The sequence below is a fragment of the Amycolatopsis bullii genome (assembly GCF_014654205.1).
In the GTDB taxonomy this organism is placed as follows: Bacteria; Actinomycetota; Actinomycetes; order Mycobacteriales; family Pseudonocardiaceae; genus Amycolatopsis; species Amycolatopsis plumensis.
The window spans coordinates 368,505-385,942 of sequence record NZ_BNAW01000002.1 but is presented as its reverse complement, the minus strand read 5'-3'; the positions used below and the strand labels follow the sequence as shown (position 1 = coordinate 385,942).

Below are 17,438 nucleotides of genomic sequence, written 5' to 3'. Positions count from 1 at the left end.
CCTCGGTCTCGGCCGCCCCGCCCCTCGGGAACGTAACACTCGTTGCGACCGTCGAGAAGACGCAATGTCGTATCGATGACGACAGCGATGAGAAGGCGACGCGAGTGGCGTGACCGCGCCGGGCGGACCCCGGGTCACCCCGACGTGGGCGCGCGGGATCACGGCGTCGCGGGCTGCCGCCCAGTAGCTTCTTGATCATGGTCGAGACGCCCGAACCCCCGCCCACCCTGGCCGATCCGCGCGCGCTGCTGCTGGGCTACCTCGACCACAACGCCACCGCCGTCCTGCGCAAGCTCGACGGCCTCTCGGAACGCGACCTGCGGCGGAGTGTGCTGCCGTCGGGGTGGACGCCGCTGGGCATGGTCAAGCACCTCGCCTGCACCGAACGGTTCTGGATCCGATACCTGTTCGCCGGCGAAGACGTCGACTTCTCCTGGCCCGGCACCGCCGAGCAGGAGTGGTTCGTCGCTCCGGAAGAAACTTCGGCGGACATCACGGCGTTCTTCCTGGCGGAGCGCGAAAACTGCGCCCGGCTCGCCGCGAGCACACCGTTGGGCGCCCGGGCCGCCCGGACGACCCGCCGCGGCGGCGCGGAAGAGCACCCGACGTTCGCGTGGATCCTGTGCCACCTGGTGCAGAGCTTCGCCCGGCACGCCGGGCACGTGGATGTCGGCCGCGAGCTGATCGACGGCGTGACCGGCCGATAGCGCGCTCAGGCGGGCGGGGCGACCGTGGCGTCCTGGCCGGCCCGGCGCAGTGCGTCGGCGACGAACCCGGTGGCCTTGAGGTCTTCGACCAGCTCGTGCAGGAAGGTGACCGTTTCCGGACGGCGGGCCGGGGTGGTGCAGACCGCCTGCCGGATCTCCATGAAGCGTCCGGGGAGCAGGCGGGTTCCGGGGTGGGCGGCGACGTAGGCGGTCATCGGCTGGCGGATCCCGGCGGCGACCTCCAGCCCTTCGGTCTCGAACGCCGTGACACCGTCCTCGCCGCGCACAATCGTGGCCTGCTCGACGGTCCGGGTCAGGTACAGGTCGTACGCGGACCCCTGCTTGACCCCGATCCGGACGCCCGGCCGGTCGACGTCGGCGGTGGTGGCGAACGGCGAGCCGTCGGCCACGGCGTACACGCCTTCGATGACGACGTACGGCGCCGTGAACGCGACCTCGGCGGCGCGCGCGGGCTCGATCGCCAGGAAACCCAGGTCGGCCGCGCCCGAGGTCAGCGCTTCGAACGACTTGCGGGCCGCGTCGAAGCAGGCGAACTCCACCGGGACGTCCAGCCGCGCGGCCACTTCGCGGGCGAGGTCGACCGTGACCCCGCCCGGGTCGGCCGGGGTGCCGTGCGCGAGCACGGGGTTGCCGAGGTTGACGGCAGCGCGCAGCGTGCCGGTGGGCGCGAGGTCCCGGGCGACGGCGGAAAGATCTCCCATGACCGGCGAGGCTAACGGCGGGGCCGGGCGTGCGCCCCACGAGTGTCGCTCACGCCACCGGCGGCTCGTCCGCCGTGGTCAGGGCGAACACCGTCTCCTGGTGGTAGACCTCGCCGGGGCGCAGCACCGTGCTGGGGAAGTCCGGGCGGTTGGGGGAGTCCGGGAAGTGCTGGGCTTCCAGCGCGAAACCGGCGCCGCGGTGGTACGGGCGGCCGCTCGTACCGGTCAGGTTCGCGGTGAGGTAGTTGCCCGAGTAGAACTGCAGGCCCGGCTCGGTCGTCCACATGGTGAGCAGGCGCCCGGACCCCGGGTCCCACGCCCGGGCGGCGAACGGCGCGCCGTCGTCGAGCACCCAGTTGTGGTCGTAGCCCTGGCCGATCACCAGCTGCGGGTCGGGTTCGCCGACGCGGGCGCCGATCGGCACCCCCCGGCGGAAGTCGAACGGCGTGCCCTCGACCGGCACCGGGTCGCCGGCCGGGATCAGGTCGTCGCCGGTCGGGCAGAACCGGCTCGCCGCGATTTCCAGGCGGTGCTCGTGGACGTCGCCCGCGCCTTCGCCGGCCAGGTTCCAGTAGGTGTGGTTGGTGAGGTTGACGACCGTCGGCGCGTCGGTGGTGGCGCGGTAGGTGATGCGCAGCCGATCGCGCGGGTCGAGGCGGTAGGTGACCTCGGTGGTGAGCCGGCCGGGGTAGCCCTGGTCGCCGTCCGGGCTGACCAGCGTGAGCCGCACCGCGACGCCGTCGCCGTCCCGGATCTCGGTGGCGGACCAGACCCGCGTGTCGAACCCGGCGGGGCCGCCGTGCAGGCTGTTCTTCCCGTTGTTCAGCGGCACCCGGTACTGGACGCCGTCGAGGGTGAAGGTGCCGCCGGCGATCCGGTTGGCGAACCGGCCGATCACCGCGCCCAGGAACACCCGGTCGGCTTCGGGCCGGTTGTTGGCGACGTACCCGTCGAGGTCCGCGAAGCCGAGGACGACGTTGCCGAGCCGCCCCTCGCGATCCGGCGCCTCGAGGGACTGGATGACGCCGCCGTAGTCGAGCACGCGCACGACCGGACCACCGGGCCGGCCGAGGGTGTACCGGTGGACATCGGTGCCGTCGGCCTGGCCGAACAACTCACGGGTGAGCTCGGGTGCGGTCATCGGTGGGTCCTCCCCGACTGTTAGCGCTAACAGCCTGGGAAGACAGTAGGCTCGCGGCCGCGCACGGTCAAGGATCCCCAGTGCGCCGACGACCGGCACCGGCTCGAAGCATCCGACCGGCGGTCGCCCCGGCTCCTCGGCCGGAAGCGCCGGTTGCTGGAGCGGCCCGGGGTGGGGCGGCCGGTTGCCGGGCGGCCTCGTCGTCGCCGGTCAGGCTTGGCTTCGGCCGTCCACTGGCGGCCGCGTGCCCAGCAGCTGGTGGGCACGCAGGGCCATCTGGATCTCCAGCCGCTTCGCCGGGTTCGCCAGCCGGTCGCCGAACAGCTCGGTCAGCTGGCTCACGCGGTAGCGGACCGTCTGGGGGTGGATGCGCAACGCCTGGGCGATCTCCGGCGTGTTCCCGTTGTGCTCCAGCCAGCTCAGCAGCGTCTCCGCCAGCCGCGTCTGCTGCTTGACCGTCAAGCCCGCGAACGGGGCGAGCGCGGTCGCCGACAGCTCGTCCAGCAGGAAGCGGTCGATCAGCAGCCAGTGCGTGGCCAGGTGGTCGGCCGTGTGGGTGACCGGGGCGTCGCCGGCCAGGCCCCGGCGGACGAGGTCGAGCGTGCGGCGGGCCCACCGGAGAGACGTCGCCGCGTCGGCCGGGCGGACGCGGGGGCCGACCGCCGCGCGCCAGCCCGGGAGGCGGCCCTCCAGCCCGCGCAGGTCGCGGTCGGGGTAGGGGGTCAGCAGGCACGGCTCGGGGCCGTCGAGGTCCAGCAGCACGTCGCCGGCCACCTGCGGGGTCGGTGGCGGGTGCTGGTCGGTCCGCGGGTCGAGGGCGACGACCGTGACCCACTCCGGCATCGCCCACTGCGCTGCCTGGGCCATCGTCGCCAGCGTCGCCGGGGATGACGGCGGTGTCGACAGCAGCAGTTCGAAGAGCCGGCGGCGCCGTCGCTCGAGCGTGCCGGCCGCCATCGCCTGCGCCAGGGTGTACCCCTCGACCGAGTACGCGGAAATCTCTTCCACATAGGCGAAAATGGCTTCCGCGCCGACGCACAGCACGGCCGCCGGGAACCGGTGGGCCTGCCCCAGTTCGGCGACGTACCGCCACGCCGCGCGGCCACCCGCGCGGTAGGCGGCCTGCAGGGAATTGAGGCTGCCGCCGTCGTGGTGCACGCGCTTGCCGACCTCCACGAACAACTTGGCCCAATTGTCCTGTGTGGACGCCAGATCCTCGATGCTGTCGATGCAGCTGAGCACGGCCTGCTCGATCGCGAGCACGATCATCTTGCCGAACTCGCCTTCGAGGGGCTTGGCGTACTCGGGAACGGCCCGCTGGACCTCCTCGAGGATCCGCCGGGCGAGCGGGTCGGCGTGCGGCCGGAACCGGCGCGCCATTTCCGTCGGCAGCGAGCACCACAGCTGCCGCGCACGGCCGGTGCCCCGCGGGTGCGGGATCGTCGCCTGCGTGGTCGTCCGGGTCATGGCTCACACCCCTTTGCCGCGCCTGGTGAACAGGTCGCGCCGTGCTCGGCGCGGACGTCATGTACTCACACGGGAACGGACTTGGCAACCGCCCTCCCTGCGCCGGGAGCGGCTTCTGTCACGCCGGGCGCAACGGCCGCACCGGCGTTTGTCACCTGCGGGACAATCCCGGATCACTAACTCCGGCAAAGGTTTCCGGAATCCGATTTGTGAACCGGGACGGTATCTTCGCGCCCCTTCCCGTTGTTAGCGTGATCAACCGGCACGCGGGAGGAGAACACCGATGACGGCGCTCGTTTCCTGGTGTTTCCGCCGGGCCGGCGTCGTGATCGTGCTGTGGCTGGTGGCGCTGGGCGGGCTGGTTTCCGCCGCGGCGCACACCGGCGCGGCCTTCCGCGACACGGTGGACCTGCCCGCCGCGGACAGCACGGCGGCGGCGAAACTGCTGCGCACCACCGGCGCCGCGGAACGCGTCGTCGTGCGCTCGCCGGACGGCCCGGTCGACAGCGGCGCGGGCCGCGACCGGCTCGACGCGCTCGCCGCCCGGCTGGCGGCGGTGCCGCACGTCGTGGCCGTCGATCCGCCGCCCGGCCTGCTGTCCGCCGACCGGCGGACGGCGGTGCTCACCGTGCGCTTCGACGCGCCGGCCGCCGACCTCGGGCAGGAGACGGCCGACGCGCTGGCCGCCACCGTCCGCGACGCCGGGGGACTGACCGCGGGCGCGTCCGGGGAGCTCGCCGCGATGACGGCGGCCGCCCCCGACCTGGGCAACGCCGGGATCGGCCTGCTCGCCGCGGCCGCGGTGCTGCTGGTGGCCTTCGGCTCGGTGACCTGCGTCCTCCTCCCGATCCTCACCGCGGCGGTCTCCGTCGGCTCCGCCCTGGCCGCCGTGACGCTGTTGTCGCACGTCATGACCATGCCGAAGATCAGCACCGAGATCGCCGCGCTGCTCGGGCTCGGCGTCGGCGTCGACTACGCGCTGTTCGTGCTCACCCGCTACCGGCAGGGCCGCCGGGACGGCGCCGAGCCGGGGGCGGCGCTGGCCGTCGCGGCCGCGACCTCCGGCCGCAGCGTGGTCCTCGCCGGGGTCACCGTGTGCGTCTCGCTGGCCGGGATGGTCACCATCGGCCTGGCGTTCCTGGACGGGATCGCGGTCGCCGCCGCGGTCTCGGTGCTGCTGACCGGGTTCGCCGCGCTGACCCTGCTCCCCGCGCTGCTGCGGCTCCTCGCCCGCCGGATGAGCCTGCGCCCGGATGGCGGCGCCGCCGGGTGGGCGCGGCTGGCCCGGTCGGTGACCGCGCGTCCCGGCCCGTACACCCTCGCCGCCCTGCTGGTCGTCGCGGTGCTGGCGCTCCCGATGACCGGGCTGCGGCTCGGCGTGCCGGACGCCGCGCTCGACCCGCCCGGCAGCGTCACCCGGACCGCCGCCGAGCTGCTGGAAGAGGGCTTCGGACCGGGCGCGGACGCACCGTTGCTGGTGGTCGGGACCGGCGGCGGCGAGTCGGTGGGCGCGCTGCGGGAAGCGCTGCTCGCGAGTGCCGACGCCGGCCCGCCCACCGCGTTGCCCGGGGGCGGGTGGCTGCTGACGGTGATCCCGCGGACGGGCCCCGGCGATCCGGCCACCGGCGAGCTGCTCGCGTCGACGCGGGTGATGGCCAGGATCATCGGCAGCCCGGACGCGCACGTCGGCGGGGTCGTCGCGGCCCGGGCGGACTTCTCCGCGGCGATCACCGCGCGGCTGCCGCTGTTCCTCGCCACCGTCGTCGGGATTTCGGTCCTGCTGCTGGCCTGGGTGTTCCGCAGCGTGCTGATCCCGCTCACCGCGGCGGTGATGAACCTGCTGACCGCGGCCGCCACCATCGGCGCGGTCGTGTTCGCCTTCGGCGGCCCGGTCGAGCCGTACCTGCCCGTGTTCCTGTTCGCCGGGCTGTTCGGGCTGTCGATGGACTACGAGGTCTTCCTCATCGCCCGCATCCAGGAGGCCTGGCGCCGCCACGGCGACACCCGCGCGGCCATCGTCGACGGCGTCGCGGCGACCGGGCGGACCATCACCGCGGCCGCGCTGATCATGGCGCTGGTGTTCGTGTCGTTCGCTTTCGTCGACGCCCGGGTGGTGCGCGAGGCGGGCGTCGGCCTGACCGTGGCCGTGCTCCTGGACGCCGTCGTGGTCCGGTGCGTGCTCGTCCCCGCGGTGATGGCCCGGCTGGGCGCGGCGAACTGGTGGTTCCCGCGCCGCAAGGCCGCGGTCGCCGGCGAGCTCGCGGGGAGCACGCGATGACCCGGCGGACCCTGGCCGTGCTCGCGCTCGGCGCGTTCGTGACGACGCTGGACAACACGATCGTCGCCGCGGGCGCGCCGTCCATCGCCCGCGATCTCGGCCTGGACGTCGGCGCGCTGCAGTGGGTCGCGCTCGGGTACATGCTGCCGTTCGCCGGGCTCCTGCCGGTGGCGGGCGCGCTGGTGGACCGCTGGGGCCGGCGCCCGGCCCTGACGGGCGCCCTCCTCGCGTTCGGCGCCGGCGCGGCGGCGGGCGGACTGGCGGGCTCGGCGTGGCTGCTGGTCGCCGCCCGGGTGCTGCAGGGGATCGCGGCCGCGTTCCTGGTGCCGGGGCTGCTGAGCCTGCTGCGGACCAACCTCGACGCGCGCGGGCGCACGCTCGGCGCGGCGGTCTGGACCGCCTGCCTGGCGGCCGCGCTGGCGCTGGGGCCCGCCCTCGGCGGTGTCTTGAGCGAATACTGCGGCTGGGCCTGGATCTTCTTCGTCAACCTGCCGTTCGTGGCCGCGATGCTCGTGCTGCTGCCGTCGACCGTGCCACCCGGCCGCGACGCGGGGACCCGTGCGCCACCGGCGTCGGCGATGGTCCTGGTGACGGCGAGCCTGGTGCTGCTCACCACTGCGCTGGCCGAACCCCGGCTCCGGCTCCCGCTGCTCGCCGCGGGGACCGCGCTCGGCGTCGCGTTCCTCGTCCGGGAACGGCGGGCGGCCGAGCGGCTGGTCCCGCCGGCCCTGACCGGGAACCGGGTGTTCCTGGGCTCGCTCGGCCTCCAGCTGTTGTGGGGACTGGGAATCTCCGGGATCTTCTTCTTCACGCCGTTGCTGCACCAGGAGTTCGTCGGGCTCGGCCCGGCCGGCGCGGGGCTGCCCCTGGTGCTGGTCGCGGTCGCGGTCGGGGCCGCGACGCCGCTGGTGCCCGCGGCCGTCGCCCGCTATGGTCCACTTCGGACAGTGGCGGCGGGGCTGGTGGTGGTGGGGGCGGGCCTGCTCGCCCTCGCCGCGGTGAACCACGTCCCTTCGCTGTGGCCGCGCGTGCCCGGCATGGTCCTGATCGGTGCGGGCTCGGCCTTCACCGTCCCGATGACGTCGCACGCGCTCGACGTGGTGGCGGAGCGGTATTCCGGCACGGCTTCGGGATTGCTCACCGCGGCGCGGGAACTGTCGAGCGCACTCGGCGTCGCGCTGATCGGCGCGGTGCTGACGGCGGTGCGCGCGGCGCGGCTCGAAGCGGGGGTTCCCGCCGGGGCGGCGCTGGCCGGCGGGTACACCGCGGGCCTGCTCGCCGCGGCCGGGCTGACGTTCGCCGGCGCGCTGCTGGCCGTGCGCGTCCCGGCGAGCCGCGCCGCCGGGACCTCGTCGCCGCGTGACAAACGTGCGGTCCCCTAACCCGTTTCCCCATGAGTATCGGAGATCGAATCGTTGACAACCGCACCGGCGCGGCTATTCACTGCGCCGGTAAACGCTCTCTGCGAGGATGCATGGAAACCATTTCCCGGCCGGTTCCCGGCACCGGTGTCCCCGTCGCCGCCGGCGAGTCCTTCGCGACCCTGCTGGGTCACTGGGCGCGCCGCCTTGGCGACCGGATCGCCGTGACCCACCTCGACCACCGCGACGGCGCCGACGGCCGGGCGGTCACGCTCACCTGGCGCGAGCTCGACGAGCGGGTCGAGGCGGTCGCCGCCCGGCTGTCCGAAGTGGCCGGTCCGGGGGAGCGGGCGGCGGTGCTGGCCGGGCAGTCCGCGGGGTACGTCGTCGCGTTCCTCGGCGCGCTGCGGGCGGGACTGGTCGCCGTGCCGTTGTTCGCACCCGGCCTGCCCGGGCACGCGGGCCGGCTGGCCGCGGCGCTCGCCGACTGCGGTCCGCGCGCCGTGCTGACCACGGCCGGGGAACGCGAGGCGGTCACCCGGTTCCTCGCCGATGCACCGGTCGATCCGGTGGTGATCGAGGTCGACGCCGTGCCGGCGGCGGCCGGGGCGCGCGACTGGCCCGAGCCCGATCCGGACGCCCCGGCGTACCTGCAGTACACGTCCGGGTCGACCCGCTCGCCCGCCGGGGTCGTGCTGACCCACCGCAACGTGCTCGCCAACGCCCGCCAGGCGTGTGCGGCTTACGGCGCCGAAAGCGGCACCACGTCGGCGGTCAGCTGGCTGCCGCTGTTCCACGACATGGGCCTGATCCTCGGCATCGGCGCGCCGATGGCCGGCGGGCTGGAGTCGGTCCTGATGGACCCGCTGGCATTCCTCGAACGGCCCGCCCGCTGGTTGCGTGCGCTCTCGGCCAGTCCGGGGGCGATCAGCGCGGCCCCCAACTTCGCCTACGCCTACTGTGCTTCCCGCGTCACCGAGTCCGAAAAGGCCTACCTCGAGCTGAGCCGGGTCGTCTCGCTGATCAACGGCAGCGAACCGGTGCTGCCGTCGACGATCGCGAAGTTCCACGACGCCTTCGCCGCGTGCGGGCTGCGGCCGGAGGTGCACCGGTCCTCCTACGGCCTGGCCGAGGCCACCGTGCTGGTTTCGGTGACGGACGCGGGGAAACCGCCCCGGCAGGTCACCTTCGACCGGGCGCGGCTCGCCGCCGGGTACGCGGAGCCGGCCACCCCGGGCGCGTCCGCCACGACGCTCGTCTCGTGCGGCCGTCCGGTCGGCCAGCGCGTGCGCATCGCCGACCCGGTGACCGGGCGGCCCGCGGAACCGGGCGAGGTCGGCGAAATCCGGGTCAGCGGCCCGAACGTCGGCCGTGGCTACTGGGGCCGGGCGGCGGCGTCGGCCGCCACCTTCGGCCTGCCGCCGCTCGATCCGGACACCGGCGAGGGCTGGCTGGCGACCGGCGACCTCGGCGTGGAGTTCGACGGCGAGCTGTTCGTGACGGGCCGGCTGAAGGACCTGGTCGTCGTCGACGGCCGCAACCACTACCCGCAGGACATCGAGCAGACCGTCGAGGAGCACCCGGCCGTCCGGCCGCACTCGGCCGCCGCCTTCGCGATCGACGGCGATGACGGGGAGGCCGCGGTCGTGGTCCTGGAACGCGCGAAGGACACCGAAGCCGACCTCGCCGAGGCGGCTTCAGCGCTGCGCGCGGCGGTGTCGGCCGGGCACGGGCTGCGCCTACACGACGTCGTCTTCCTGGCGCCGGGCGAGGTGCCCCGCACCTCCAGCGGCAAGATCAGCAGGGCGCGCTGCCGAGCGTCCTACACCGACGGTGCGCTCACCGCGCGGCGGCTCGGATGAGCGCGCCGGACGCCGCGGCGATCCGCGCCTGGCTGATCGCGCGGATCGGCGACGTGGCCGTCGACCGGCCACTGCACGAAACCGGACTGTCCTCACGGGACGCGACGAGCCTGGCGGCCGACCTCGGCGAGTTCGTCGGCCGCCCGCTGGCCCCGACCCTGGTGTGGCAGTACCCGACGATCGCCGCTCTCGCCGACCATCTGTCCACTGTGGAGACAGTGTCGGCGTACGTGCCGCTGCGGGAGGACGGCGAGCCGATCGCGGTCATCGGCCTCGGCTGCCGGCTCCCGGGCGGCATCGAGTCCCCGGAAGCGTTCTGGCGCTTCCTCGACGCGGGCGGCGACGGCATCGGCGACGTCCCCGAGGGCCGCTGGGAGACCTTCGCCCCGGCGGAAGACCTCGCCGGCGTGCCCGCGCGCGGCGGGTTCCTCGACGACGTCGCCGCCTTCGACGCGGCGTTCTTCGGCATCACCCCGCGGGAAGCCGAGGCGATGGACCCGCAGCAGCGGATCCTCCTGGAAGTCGCCTGGGCGGCGCTGGAGCACGCGGGCATCCCGCCGTCCACCCTGCGCGGCAGCCGGACCGGCGTGTTCGTCGGGCTCTCGGCCACCGAGTACGGCTCGCTGACGATGACCGACGTCGGGGGTGTCGACGTCTGGTCCGGCACCGGCGCGGCGGCGAGCATCGCGGCGAACCGGCTGTCGTACCTGCTCGACCTGCGCGGGCCCAGCCTGACGCTGGACACCGCGTGCTCGTCTTCGCTGGTGGCGGTGCACCAGGCGGTGCAGAGCCTGCGCCGCGGCGAAAGCGAGACGGCGCTGGTCGCCGGGGTGAACGTCCTGCTTTCCCCCGGTATCACGGCCGGGTTCCACCGGGCGGGGGTGCTGGCCGCGGACGGCCACTGCAAGCCGTTCGACGCGGCCGCCGACGGGATCGCCCGCGGCGAAGGCTGCGGCGTGGTCGTGCTGAAGCCGTTGCGGGCGGCGCGGGGCGACCGGGTGCTGGCGGTGATCCGCGGCAGCGCGGTCAACTCCGACGGCCGGTCCAACGGCCTGACGGCACCCAACCCGGACGCCCAGGCGGCGTTGCTGCGCGACGCGTACGCCACGGCCGGTGTCGAGCCATCCTCGGTGGACTACGTGGAGGCGCATGGAACCGGGACGCCGCTGGGTGACCCGCTGGAGGCGGGGGCGCTGGCCGAGGTCCTCGGTGCGGGGCGTCCGGCGGACCGTCCGCTGCTGCTCGGGTCGGTGAAGAGCAACCTGGGCCACCTCGAAGGCGCGGCCGGGATCACCGGGCTGCTGAAGGTGGTGCTGGCGATGACGCACCGGCGGCTGCCGCCGAGCCTGCACTTCCGTTCGGCGAACCCGCACATCGACTTCACCGCGTTGCGGGTGGTTTCGGCGGGGATGGACTGGCCGCGGTACTCCGGGACGGCGCGGGCCGGCGTGTCGGCGTTCGGCTTCGGCGGCACGAACGCGCACGTGGTGGTCGAAGAGTGGCCGGCGGCGTCGTTCCCGCTCCGGGCCGGGGAGAGCGGGCCGCAGGTGTTCGCGCTGTCGGCCCGGTCGGCGGAGGTGCTGCGGGCGCGGGCGGGCGAGCTGGCGGACTGGCTGGAGGAGAGCTCGGCGCCCCTCGACGCGGTGGCGGCGACGCTGGCGCACCGGCGGGAGCACCTCCCGGTGCGCGGGGCGGTGGTCGGGGAGAGCCGGGACGAGGTGGTCGAGGCCCTGCGCGCCTTGGCCGCCGGTACCGAGCGCCCCAATGTGGCCTTCGGTGCGTCAGACGCACCCAATGTGGCCTTGGGTGCTCCTCCCTTGCCCCCGCCGCCACCCTCAACGGAGGCGCTTCGCGCCGCTGTGTCATTCAACGCACCCAAGGCCCCATTGGGGCACTTGAGTGGGGACGATGTCGTCTTCGTTTTCTCCGGCTATGGGTCGCAGTGGCCCGGGATGGGCCGCCTGCTGCTCCGCTCCGAACCCGCCTTCCGGGCCGAAATCGAGGCGCTCGATCCCGTCTTCCGCGCCGAAGCCGGGTTCTCCCTGCGCGAAGCCCTCGAACACGACCTTCCCGACCTCGCCGCGACGCAGCTCGCGCTGTTCGGCGTGCAGCTCGCCCTGGCCGCCCTCTGGCGGGCGCACGGTGTCGTGCCCGCCGCCGTGCTCGGGCACTCGATGGGCGAGGTCGCCGCCGCCGTCGTGGCCGGGGCGCTCGGCGTCGCCGACGGCCTGAAGGTCATGGCCGCCCGGGCGCGGCTGCTCGCCGAACTCGACGAACGCGGTGGCGGGGCGATGGCCCTCGTCGAACTTTCCCCGGCCGAACTCGAGGAGTTCCCCGACGTCACCATCGCGGTGTACGCGTCGCCGACCCAGTGCGCCGTCAGCGGGCCCGCCGACCGCGTCGAGGCCGTCGTCGCGCACGCCGAAGACCTCGGCCGGCTCGCCCGGCGGCTGCCGGTCGGGGGCGCCGGGCACTCCGCCGCCGTCGAGCCGGTGCTCGGGCCGTTCCGCGCCGCGGTCGCGGGATTGACCCCCGCCACGCCCGGCATCCGGTGCTACAGCAGCGTCCACGACGACCCGCCCGCCTTCGACGTCGAGTACTGGGCGGCCAACCTGCGCCGTCCGGTGCGGTTCAGCCAGGCGCTGGCCGCGGCCGCCGCCGACGGGCACACGGTCTTCGTCGAAATCTCGCCGCACCCGGTGGCGCTGGCCGCGATCGACCAGTCCGGCGTTCTCGGGCTGCCCTCGGCGAGCCGCCGGATCGACGAGCGGACGGCGTTCCTGACCAGCCTCGCCCGGCTGCACGTCCTCGGCCACCCCGGCGTGCTGGCCGCGCGGCCGCAGACACCGCCGGTCGAGCTGCCCGGCCCGGTCTGGCGGCACGAACGCTTCTGGCCCCGCCGCACCGTCCGCACCGGCGGGGCGCACCCCCTGCTCGGCGTGCACATCGAAGACCCCGGCGGCGGCCACCTGTGGCGCGGCGACATCGGCACGGCGGTGCTGCCGTGGCTGGCCGACCACACCGTCCGGGCCGTCCCGGTGTTCCCGGCCACCGGTTTCCTGGAACTCGCGCTCGCCGCGGCGGGGCCGGGCGGCCGCGTCCACGACCTCGAACTGCAGGAAGTCCTGCCGCTCGGCGAACACACCGAGGTCACCACGACGCTGCGCGGCACCGAGCTGAGTGTCCACACGAGAACCGGGTCGTGGGTCCGGCACGCGACCGCGCGGATCGGCACCGGCGGCACGCCGTCGGCGCCGTTCGGGGAAACCACCGGGGAACCGGTCGACGTCTACCGGGCGCTGGCCGAGCTGGGGCAGTTCTACGGCCCGGCGTTCCGCGGGCTGCGCCGGGTGGTCGCCGCGCCCGGGCGCGCGTCGGCGTCGATCGCGCAGCCGGACGCCGACCACTCCGCCTACGTGCTGCACCCCGCGCTCGCCGACGCTTGCCTGCACGCGCTGGCCGCGGCCGTCGGCGAGGCGGACGCCCTCTACCTGCCGCTCAGCATCGGCGAGGTCGTGGTCGCCGGCGACCCGCGCCGCGGCGTGCGGGTGGATGCCGTGCTCCAGGAGTCCGGCGACGGCGTGCTCGGCAGCGTCCAGCTGGTCGGCGCCGACGGCGTCGTGCTGGCCGAATTCCGCGACGTGTACTGCCGCCGCTACCGCGACGCGGCACTGGCGCGCCTGCTGTTCGAGGCGGCTTGGCAGCCTTCGCCGCCGGAATTGTCGGTGGCGGCCGGTAGAGTGGAAAACGGGGGGCGCCCCCGCGGGCCGAAGCCGGCGCACCGCTGGATCGTGCTGTCCGAAGACGGCCGGGAGTTCGCGGGCGAAGACGTCCGGACCGCCCGGCTCGACGATCGCGCCGAGCTCGCGAAACTGCTGCGCGACGCGGAATCCACCGCGGTCCTGGCCCTGCTCGGCGCCGCCGCCGAACCCGACCCGGCGCGCGGGGCCCGGCTGGTCGAGACGCTGTCCGGGGTCGTCGCCGAACTGGCCGAGCTGCCCGTGCCGCCGAGGTTGTGGCTGGCGACCGACGGGGCGCACGCCGTCGAGCCGGGCGAGCGGGGCGATCCCGGTCTGGCCGCGCTGCGCGGGCTCGTGCGCGTGCTCGCCTTCGAGCACCCCGAACTGCGCGTGAGCCAGGTCGACGGGACGGACCGGCTGCGGGACGAGGTCCGCGCGGACGGGCCGGACGACGAAATCGCCTGGCGCGACGGCGTCCGGTACACGCGGCGCCTGGTCCGGCCCGCGCTCGGTGAACCGGAGCGCGAGCCGGTGCGCGGCGGGGCGTACATCGTCACCGGCGGCCTCGGCGGGCTGGGACTGGCGGCGGCGAAGTGGCTCGCCGCCAGGGGCGCGACGCGGCTGGTGCTGAACAGCCGGCACGCCGCCGACCCCGGGCTGGGCGGCGACGTCCGCGTGGTGCCCGGCGACATCGCCGCCCCGGGCACGGCCGAGACGCTGGTCGCGGCGGCCGTCGAAGGGGGCGTGCCGCTTCGCGGGGTGCTGCACGCCGCCGGTGTCCTGGCCGACGGCGCCGCGATCAGCCTCGACGCCGGCGCACTCGAAGCGGTCTGGCGGCCGAAGGCGCTGGGCGCGTGGCGGCTGCACGAGGCGACGGCGGGGCACGACCTCGACTGGTGGCTGGTGTACTCGTCGGCGGCCGCGCTGTTCGGTTCGCCGGGCCAGGCCGCGTACGCGACGGCGAACGCGTGGGCCGACGCCCTGGTCGCGTGGCGCCGCGCCCAGGGCCTCCCGGCGGCGACGATCGGCTGGGGCGCGTGGGGCGAGGTCGGTGCGGCGGCCGGTTCGGTCAACCCGGTGCTCGACCCGCTCGGCACCGAGGAAGCGTTGTCGGCGCTGGAGTTCGTGCTGGCGCGTGGCCGGGTGACGACCGGGGTGGCCAAGGTGGACTCGGAGACCGTGCTGGAGCTCTTCCCTCGACTGGGGGAGCGGCCGTTCTTCGCGCTCTTCTCGCCGCGGGGCAGATCGTCCACTTGGGACGGTCTGGAGGCGCTGCGCTCGGGAACGCCGGAAGCGGCCCGCGCGGCGATCGCGGCGCATTTGGCGGGATTGGTCGCGGACCTGCTGGGGCTGGCGGAGGTCGACCGGACGGTGCCGCTCACCCGGCTGGGGCTGGATTCGCTGTCGGCGATGCGGGCTCGCGGCGCCGTGGAACGGGACTTCGGGCTCCCGCTGCCGATTCCGCTGCTGCTGCGGGGGGCGAGCCTGGCGGAGCTGGCCGGGCACCTGGCCGAGCAGGCGGGGTTCGGCACCGCCGGTCTCGCACCCGCTCCCGCGGTCACCGGACCGCGCGACCCGGCCGAACGCTGGGTCGCCCAGCACTGGCGCGCCGTCCTCGGCGGCCCCGAACCGAGCGTTCACGAGCCCTTCGGCGGCGACCCCGCCCAGGCCCGGCAACTCCGGGCCGCCTTCGCCGAGCAGCTCACCGCCGTCCCCGAAGAAGCCCGGCTCTTCGCCACCCCCACCGTCGCCGCGATGGCCGATCTGCTGCGGGCCGAGCTCGAAGGCCATGGCGGCGGTCCGGTGCGCCTTCTCCGCGACGGCGTCGACGGCGAACCGATCTTCCTCTTCCACCCGGCCGGCGGGACCGCGAGCGTCTACCGCGAACTCGCCCGGCTGCTCCCCGAGGGACCACCTGTATACGGCTTCGAACGCCTCGACGAGCACACCACCGTCGAGGCCAAGGCCGCCCGGTACGCCGAGCTGATCCGGGACATCCAGCCCCACGGCCCCTACCGGCTCGGCGGCTGGTCCTTCGGCGGCTGCCTCGCCTACGAGACCGCGCGTCACCTGAACGGCGCCGAGATCGTCTTCCTCATCGACACCATCCTGCCGCTGCCCGCCACGGGTGAACCGGCGGACCTGCTGCTGGACCGCTTCGACCGGTTCGCCGCCCACATCGCCGAGACCTACGGCGTGCCGTTCGAGGTGCCCCGCGAGGAACTGGCGGAACTGGACGAAGACGCCCAGATCCGCTGGGTCATGGCGAAACTCGCCGAACAGGTGCCGGACATGGGCGCCGGCGTCCTCAAACACCAATACGAGTCCTATGTGGACGCCCGGGTCGCCGAGCGATACACGCCGCAACGCTACGACGGGCGCGTTGTCCTGCTGCGCGCCCAGGAACCACATCCGCTGACCACCGCGCTAGACCCCCGCTACCTGCGCACCGACGACACCCTCGGCTGGGACGCCCACTGCGGCGACCTCGAAGTCGTGCGGGTGCCCGGCGACCACGTGTCCATGATCGATCCACCGCACGTGGCGGTGCTGGCCGAACGGCTCGGGGCGGTGGTGCGGTGATGGACGAGCTCACCCCGACCACCGCGTTCCGGATCGCCGATCTCGCCGCCCGGCAGGACGAAGCCGTGCGGATCGCCGAAAAGCGGGCCGTCGACCGGCAGCACGCCAAAGGGAAACTGACCGCGCGGGAACGGATCGGGCTGCTGCTGGACCCCGGGTCCTTCGTCGAAGCCGGCCAGTTCGCGCGGCACCGGTGCGCCGAGTTCGGGATGGACACGAACCGGCCGTGGGGCGACGGCGTCGTCACCGGGCACGGCACCGTCGACGGGCGGCAGATCTGCGTGTTCTCCCAGGACTTCAGCGTCTTCGGCGGCAGCCTCGGCGAAGTCTCCGGCGAAAAGGTCCTCGAGCTGATGGATCTGGCCATGACCATCGGCTGCCCGGTCGTCGGGATCAACGACTCCGGCGGCGCCCGGATCCAGGAAGGCGTCGTCTCGCTGGCCTACTACGCCGAACTCGGGCGCCGCACCGCGCACGCGTCCGGGGTCATCCCGCAGATTTCGATGATCATGGGCCCGTGCGCCGGCGGGGCCGTCTACGCGCCGGCGATGACCGACTTCACCGTCATGGTCGACGAAACCTCGCACATGTTCGTCACCGGCCCGGACGTCGTGCACGCCGTCACCGGGGAACACGTCACCGCGCAGGAACTCGGCGGTGCGGCCGTGCAGAGCGAGGTCGCCGGCAACGCCCACCACCGGGCCGCCGACGAACAGGACGCCGTCGACTGGGTGCAGACGCTGCTCGGCTACCTGCCCGCGAACAACCTCGACCCCGGGCCCGCCTACGCCGACGACACCAGCCCCGGGCTCACCGCCGCCGACCTCGAGCTCGACCGGCTGGTGCCCGACTCGCCGCACCAGACCTACGACATGGCCGAGCTGATCGTGCGGCTGGTCGACGACGGCGAGTTCACCGAGGTGCACAGCGCTTTCGCGCCCAACATGATCTGCGCCTTCGGCCGGGTGCAGGGCCACACCGTCGGCATCGTGGCCAACCAGCCGCGGCACCAGGCCGGCGTGCTCGACATCGACGCGTCGGAGAAGGCCGCGCGGTTCGTGCGCTTCTGCGACGCCTTTTCGATCCCGCTGCTCACCCTGGCCGACGTCCCCGGCTACCTGCCGGGGACCGGCCAGGAACGCGGCGGCATCATCCGCCGCGGCGCCAAGCTGATCTACGCCTATTCCGAAGCGACCGTGCCGAAGGTGACCGTGGTCGTCCGCAAGGCCTACGGCGGCGGCTACGCGGTGATGGGCTCCAAGCACCTCGGCGCCGACGTCGTGCTGGCCTGGCCCACCGCGGAGATCGCGGTGATGGGCGCCGAAGGCGCGGTGCGGGTGCTCTACCGGCGTGAGCTGGCCGGGGTGCCGCCGGAAGAACGGGACGCCGCCCGCCGCCGGCTCACCGACGAGTACCGCAAGCGCCACGGCGGCCCGTACCTGGCGGCCGAACGCGGGTACGTCGACCAGGTCGTCACGCCGTCGCAGACCCGCCTCCAGGTGACGCGGGCCCTGCGGATGCTGCGCACCAAACGCCAGAGCCTGCCGGCCCGCAAACACGGCAACATCCCCCTCTGA

General features: G+C 74.3%; 9 protein-coding genes. 6 read left to right on the top strand and 3 right to left on the bottom strand.

The annotated features are described in order from the left end of the window. The first annotated feature begins 197 nt into the window (after positions 1-197). Entirely contained in the window at positions 198-707 is a 510-nt protein-coding gene (locus IE317_RS04260; protein ID WP_191306703.1) for a DinB family protein, read from the top strand. Between the two features lie 5 nt (positions 708-712). Here the strand turns inward: IE317_RS04260 and IE317_RS04255 are convergent, their stop codons facing one another. From IE317_RS04255 to IE317_RS04245, 3 genes are all read right to left on the bottom strand, one after another. Continuing rightward, positions 713-1,429, bottom strand: coding sequence for a transporter substrate-binding domain-containing protein (locus IE317_RS04255; RefSeq protein ID WP_191306702.1), 717 nt, complete (start codon positions 1,427-1,429; stop codon positions 713-715). Positions 1,430-1,478: 49 nt separating this feature from the next. Then, entirely contained in the window at positions 1,479-2,570 is a 1,092-nt protein-coding gene (locus tag IE317_RS04250) for an aldose epimerase family protein (protein ID WP_191306701.1), read from the bottom strand. Positions 2,571-2,780: 210 nt separating this feature from the next. Continuing rightward, on the bottom strand, positions 2,781-4,037 hold the full coding sequence (locus IE317_RS04245; RefSeq protein ID WP_191306700.1) for a helix-turn-helix domain-containing protein: 1,257 nt from the start codon (positions 4,035-4,037) through the stop codon (positions 2,781-2,783). A gap of 283 nt (positions 4,038-4,320) precedes the next feature. Here IE317_RS04245 and IE317_RS04240 point away from each other — a divergent pair, with 283 nt between their 5' ends. From IE317_RS04240 to IE317_RS04220, 5 genes are all read left to right on the top strand, one after another. Next, the gene (locus tag IE317_RS04240; protein WP_191306699.1) at positions 4,321-6,315 is read left to right on the top strand and encodes an MMPL family transporter; all 1,995 of its coding nucleotides are present in this window, start codon (positions 4,321-4,323) and stop codon (positions 6,313-6,315) included. Next, positions 6,312-7,697, top strand: a complete 1,386-nt coding sequence (locus IE317_RS04235) for an MFS transporter (protein WP_191306698.1) — start codon at positions 6,312-6,314, stop codon at positions 7,695-7,697. The genes IE317_RS04240 and IE317_RS04235 overlap by 4 nt, the downstream gene beginning before the upstream one ends. Positions 7,698-7,789: 92 nt before the next feature. Next, positions 7,790-9,538: a fatty acyl-AMP ligase gene (locus IE317_RS04230; protein ID WP_191306697.1), complete on the top strand. Its 1,749-nt coding sequence runs from the start codon at positions 7,790-7,792 to the stop codon at positions 9,536-9,538. Continuing rightward, the gene (locus tag IE317_RS04225; RefSeq protein ID WP_191306696.1) at positions 9,535-15,861 is read left to right on the top strand and encodes a type I polyketide synthase; all 6,327 of its coding nucleotides are present in this window, start codon (positions 9,535-9,537) and stop codon (positions 15,859-15,861) included. The genes IE317_RS04230 and IE317_RS04225 overlap by 4 nt, the downstream gene beginning before the upstream one ends. Next, positions 15,861-17,438 (top strand): acyl-CoA carboxylase subunit beta, encoded by a 1,578-nt coding sequence (locus IE317_RS04220; protein WP_191306695.1) that lies wholly within the window; start codon positions 15,861-15,863, stop codon positions 17,436-17,438. Before IE317_RS04225 ends, IE317_RS04220 begins: the two co-directional genes overlap by 1 nt.

Bases quoted from the DNA above. Each gene is read 5' to 3' on its own strand.
- IE317_RS04255 (WP_191306702.1), bottom strand. From the start codon at position 1,429: ATGGGAGATCTTTCCGCCGTCGCCCGGGACCTCGCGCCCACCGGCACG.
- IE317_RS04230 (WP_191306697.1), top strand. From the start codon at position 7,790: ATGGAAACCATTTCCCGGCCGGTTCCCGGCACCGGTGTCCCCGTCGCC.
- IE317_RS04225 (WP_191306696.1), top strand. From the start codon at position 9,535: ATGAGCGCGCCGGACGCCGCGGCGATCCGCGCCTGGCTGATCGCGCGG.
- IE317_RS04260 (WP_191306703.1), top strand. From the start codon at position 198: ATGGTCGAGACGCCCGAACCCCCGCCCACCCTGGCCGATCCGCGCGCG.
- IE317_RS04250 (WP_191306701.1), bottom strand. From the start codon at position 2,570: ATGACCGCACCCGAGCTCACCCGTGAGTTGTTCGGCCAGGCCGACGGC.
- IE317_RS04235 (WP_191306698.1), top strand. From the start codon at position 6,312: ATGACCCGGCGGACCCTGGCCGTGCTCGCGCTCGGCGCGTTCGTGACG.
- IE317_RS04245 (WP_191306700.1), bottom strand. From the start codon at position 4,037: ATGACCCGGACGACCACGCAGGCGACGATCCCGCACCCGCGGGGCACC.
- IE317_RS04240 (WP_191306699.1), top strand. From the start codon at position 4,321: ATGACGGCGCTCGTTTCCTGGTGTTTCCGCCGGGCCGGCGTCGTGATC.
- IE317_RS04220 (WP_191306695.1), top strand. From the start codon at position 15,861: ATGGACGAGCTCACCCCGACCACCGCGTTCCGGATCGCCGATCTCGCC.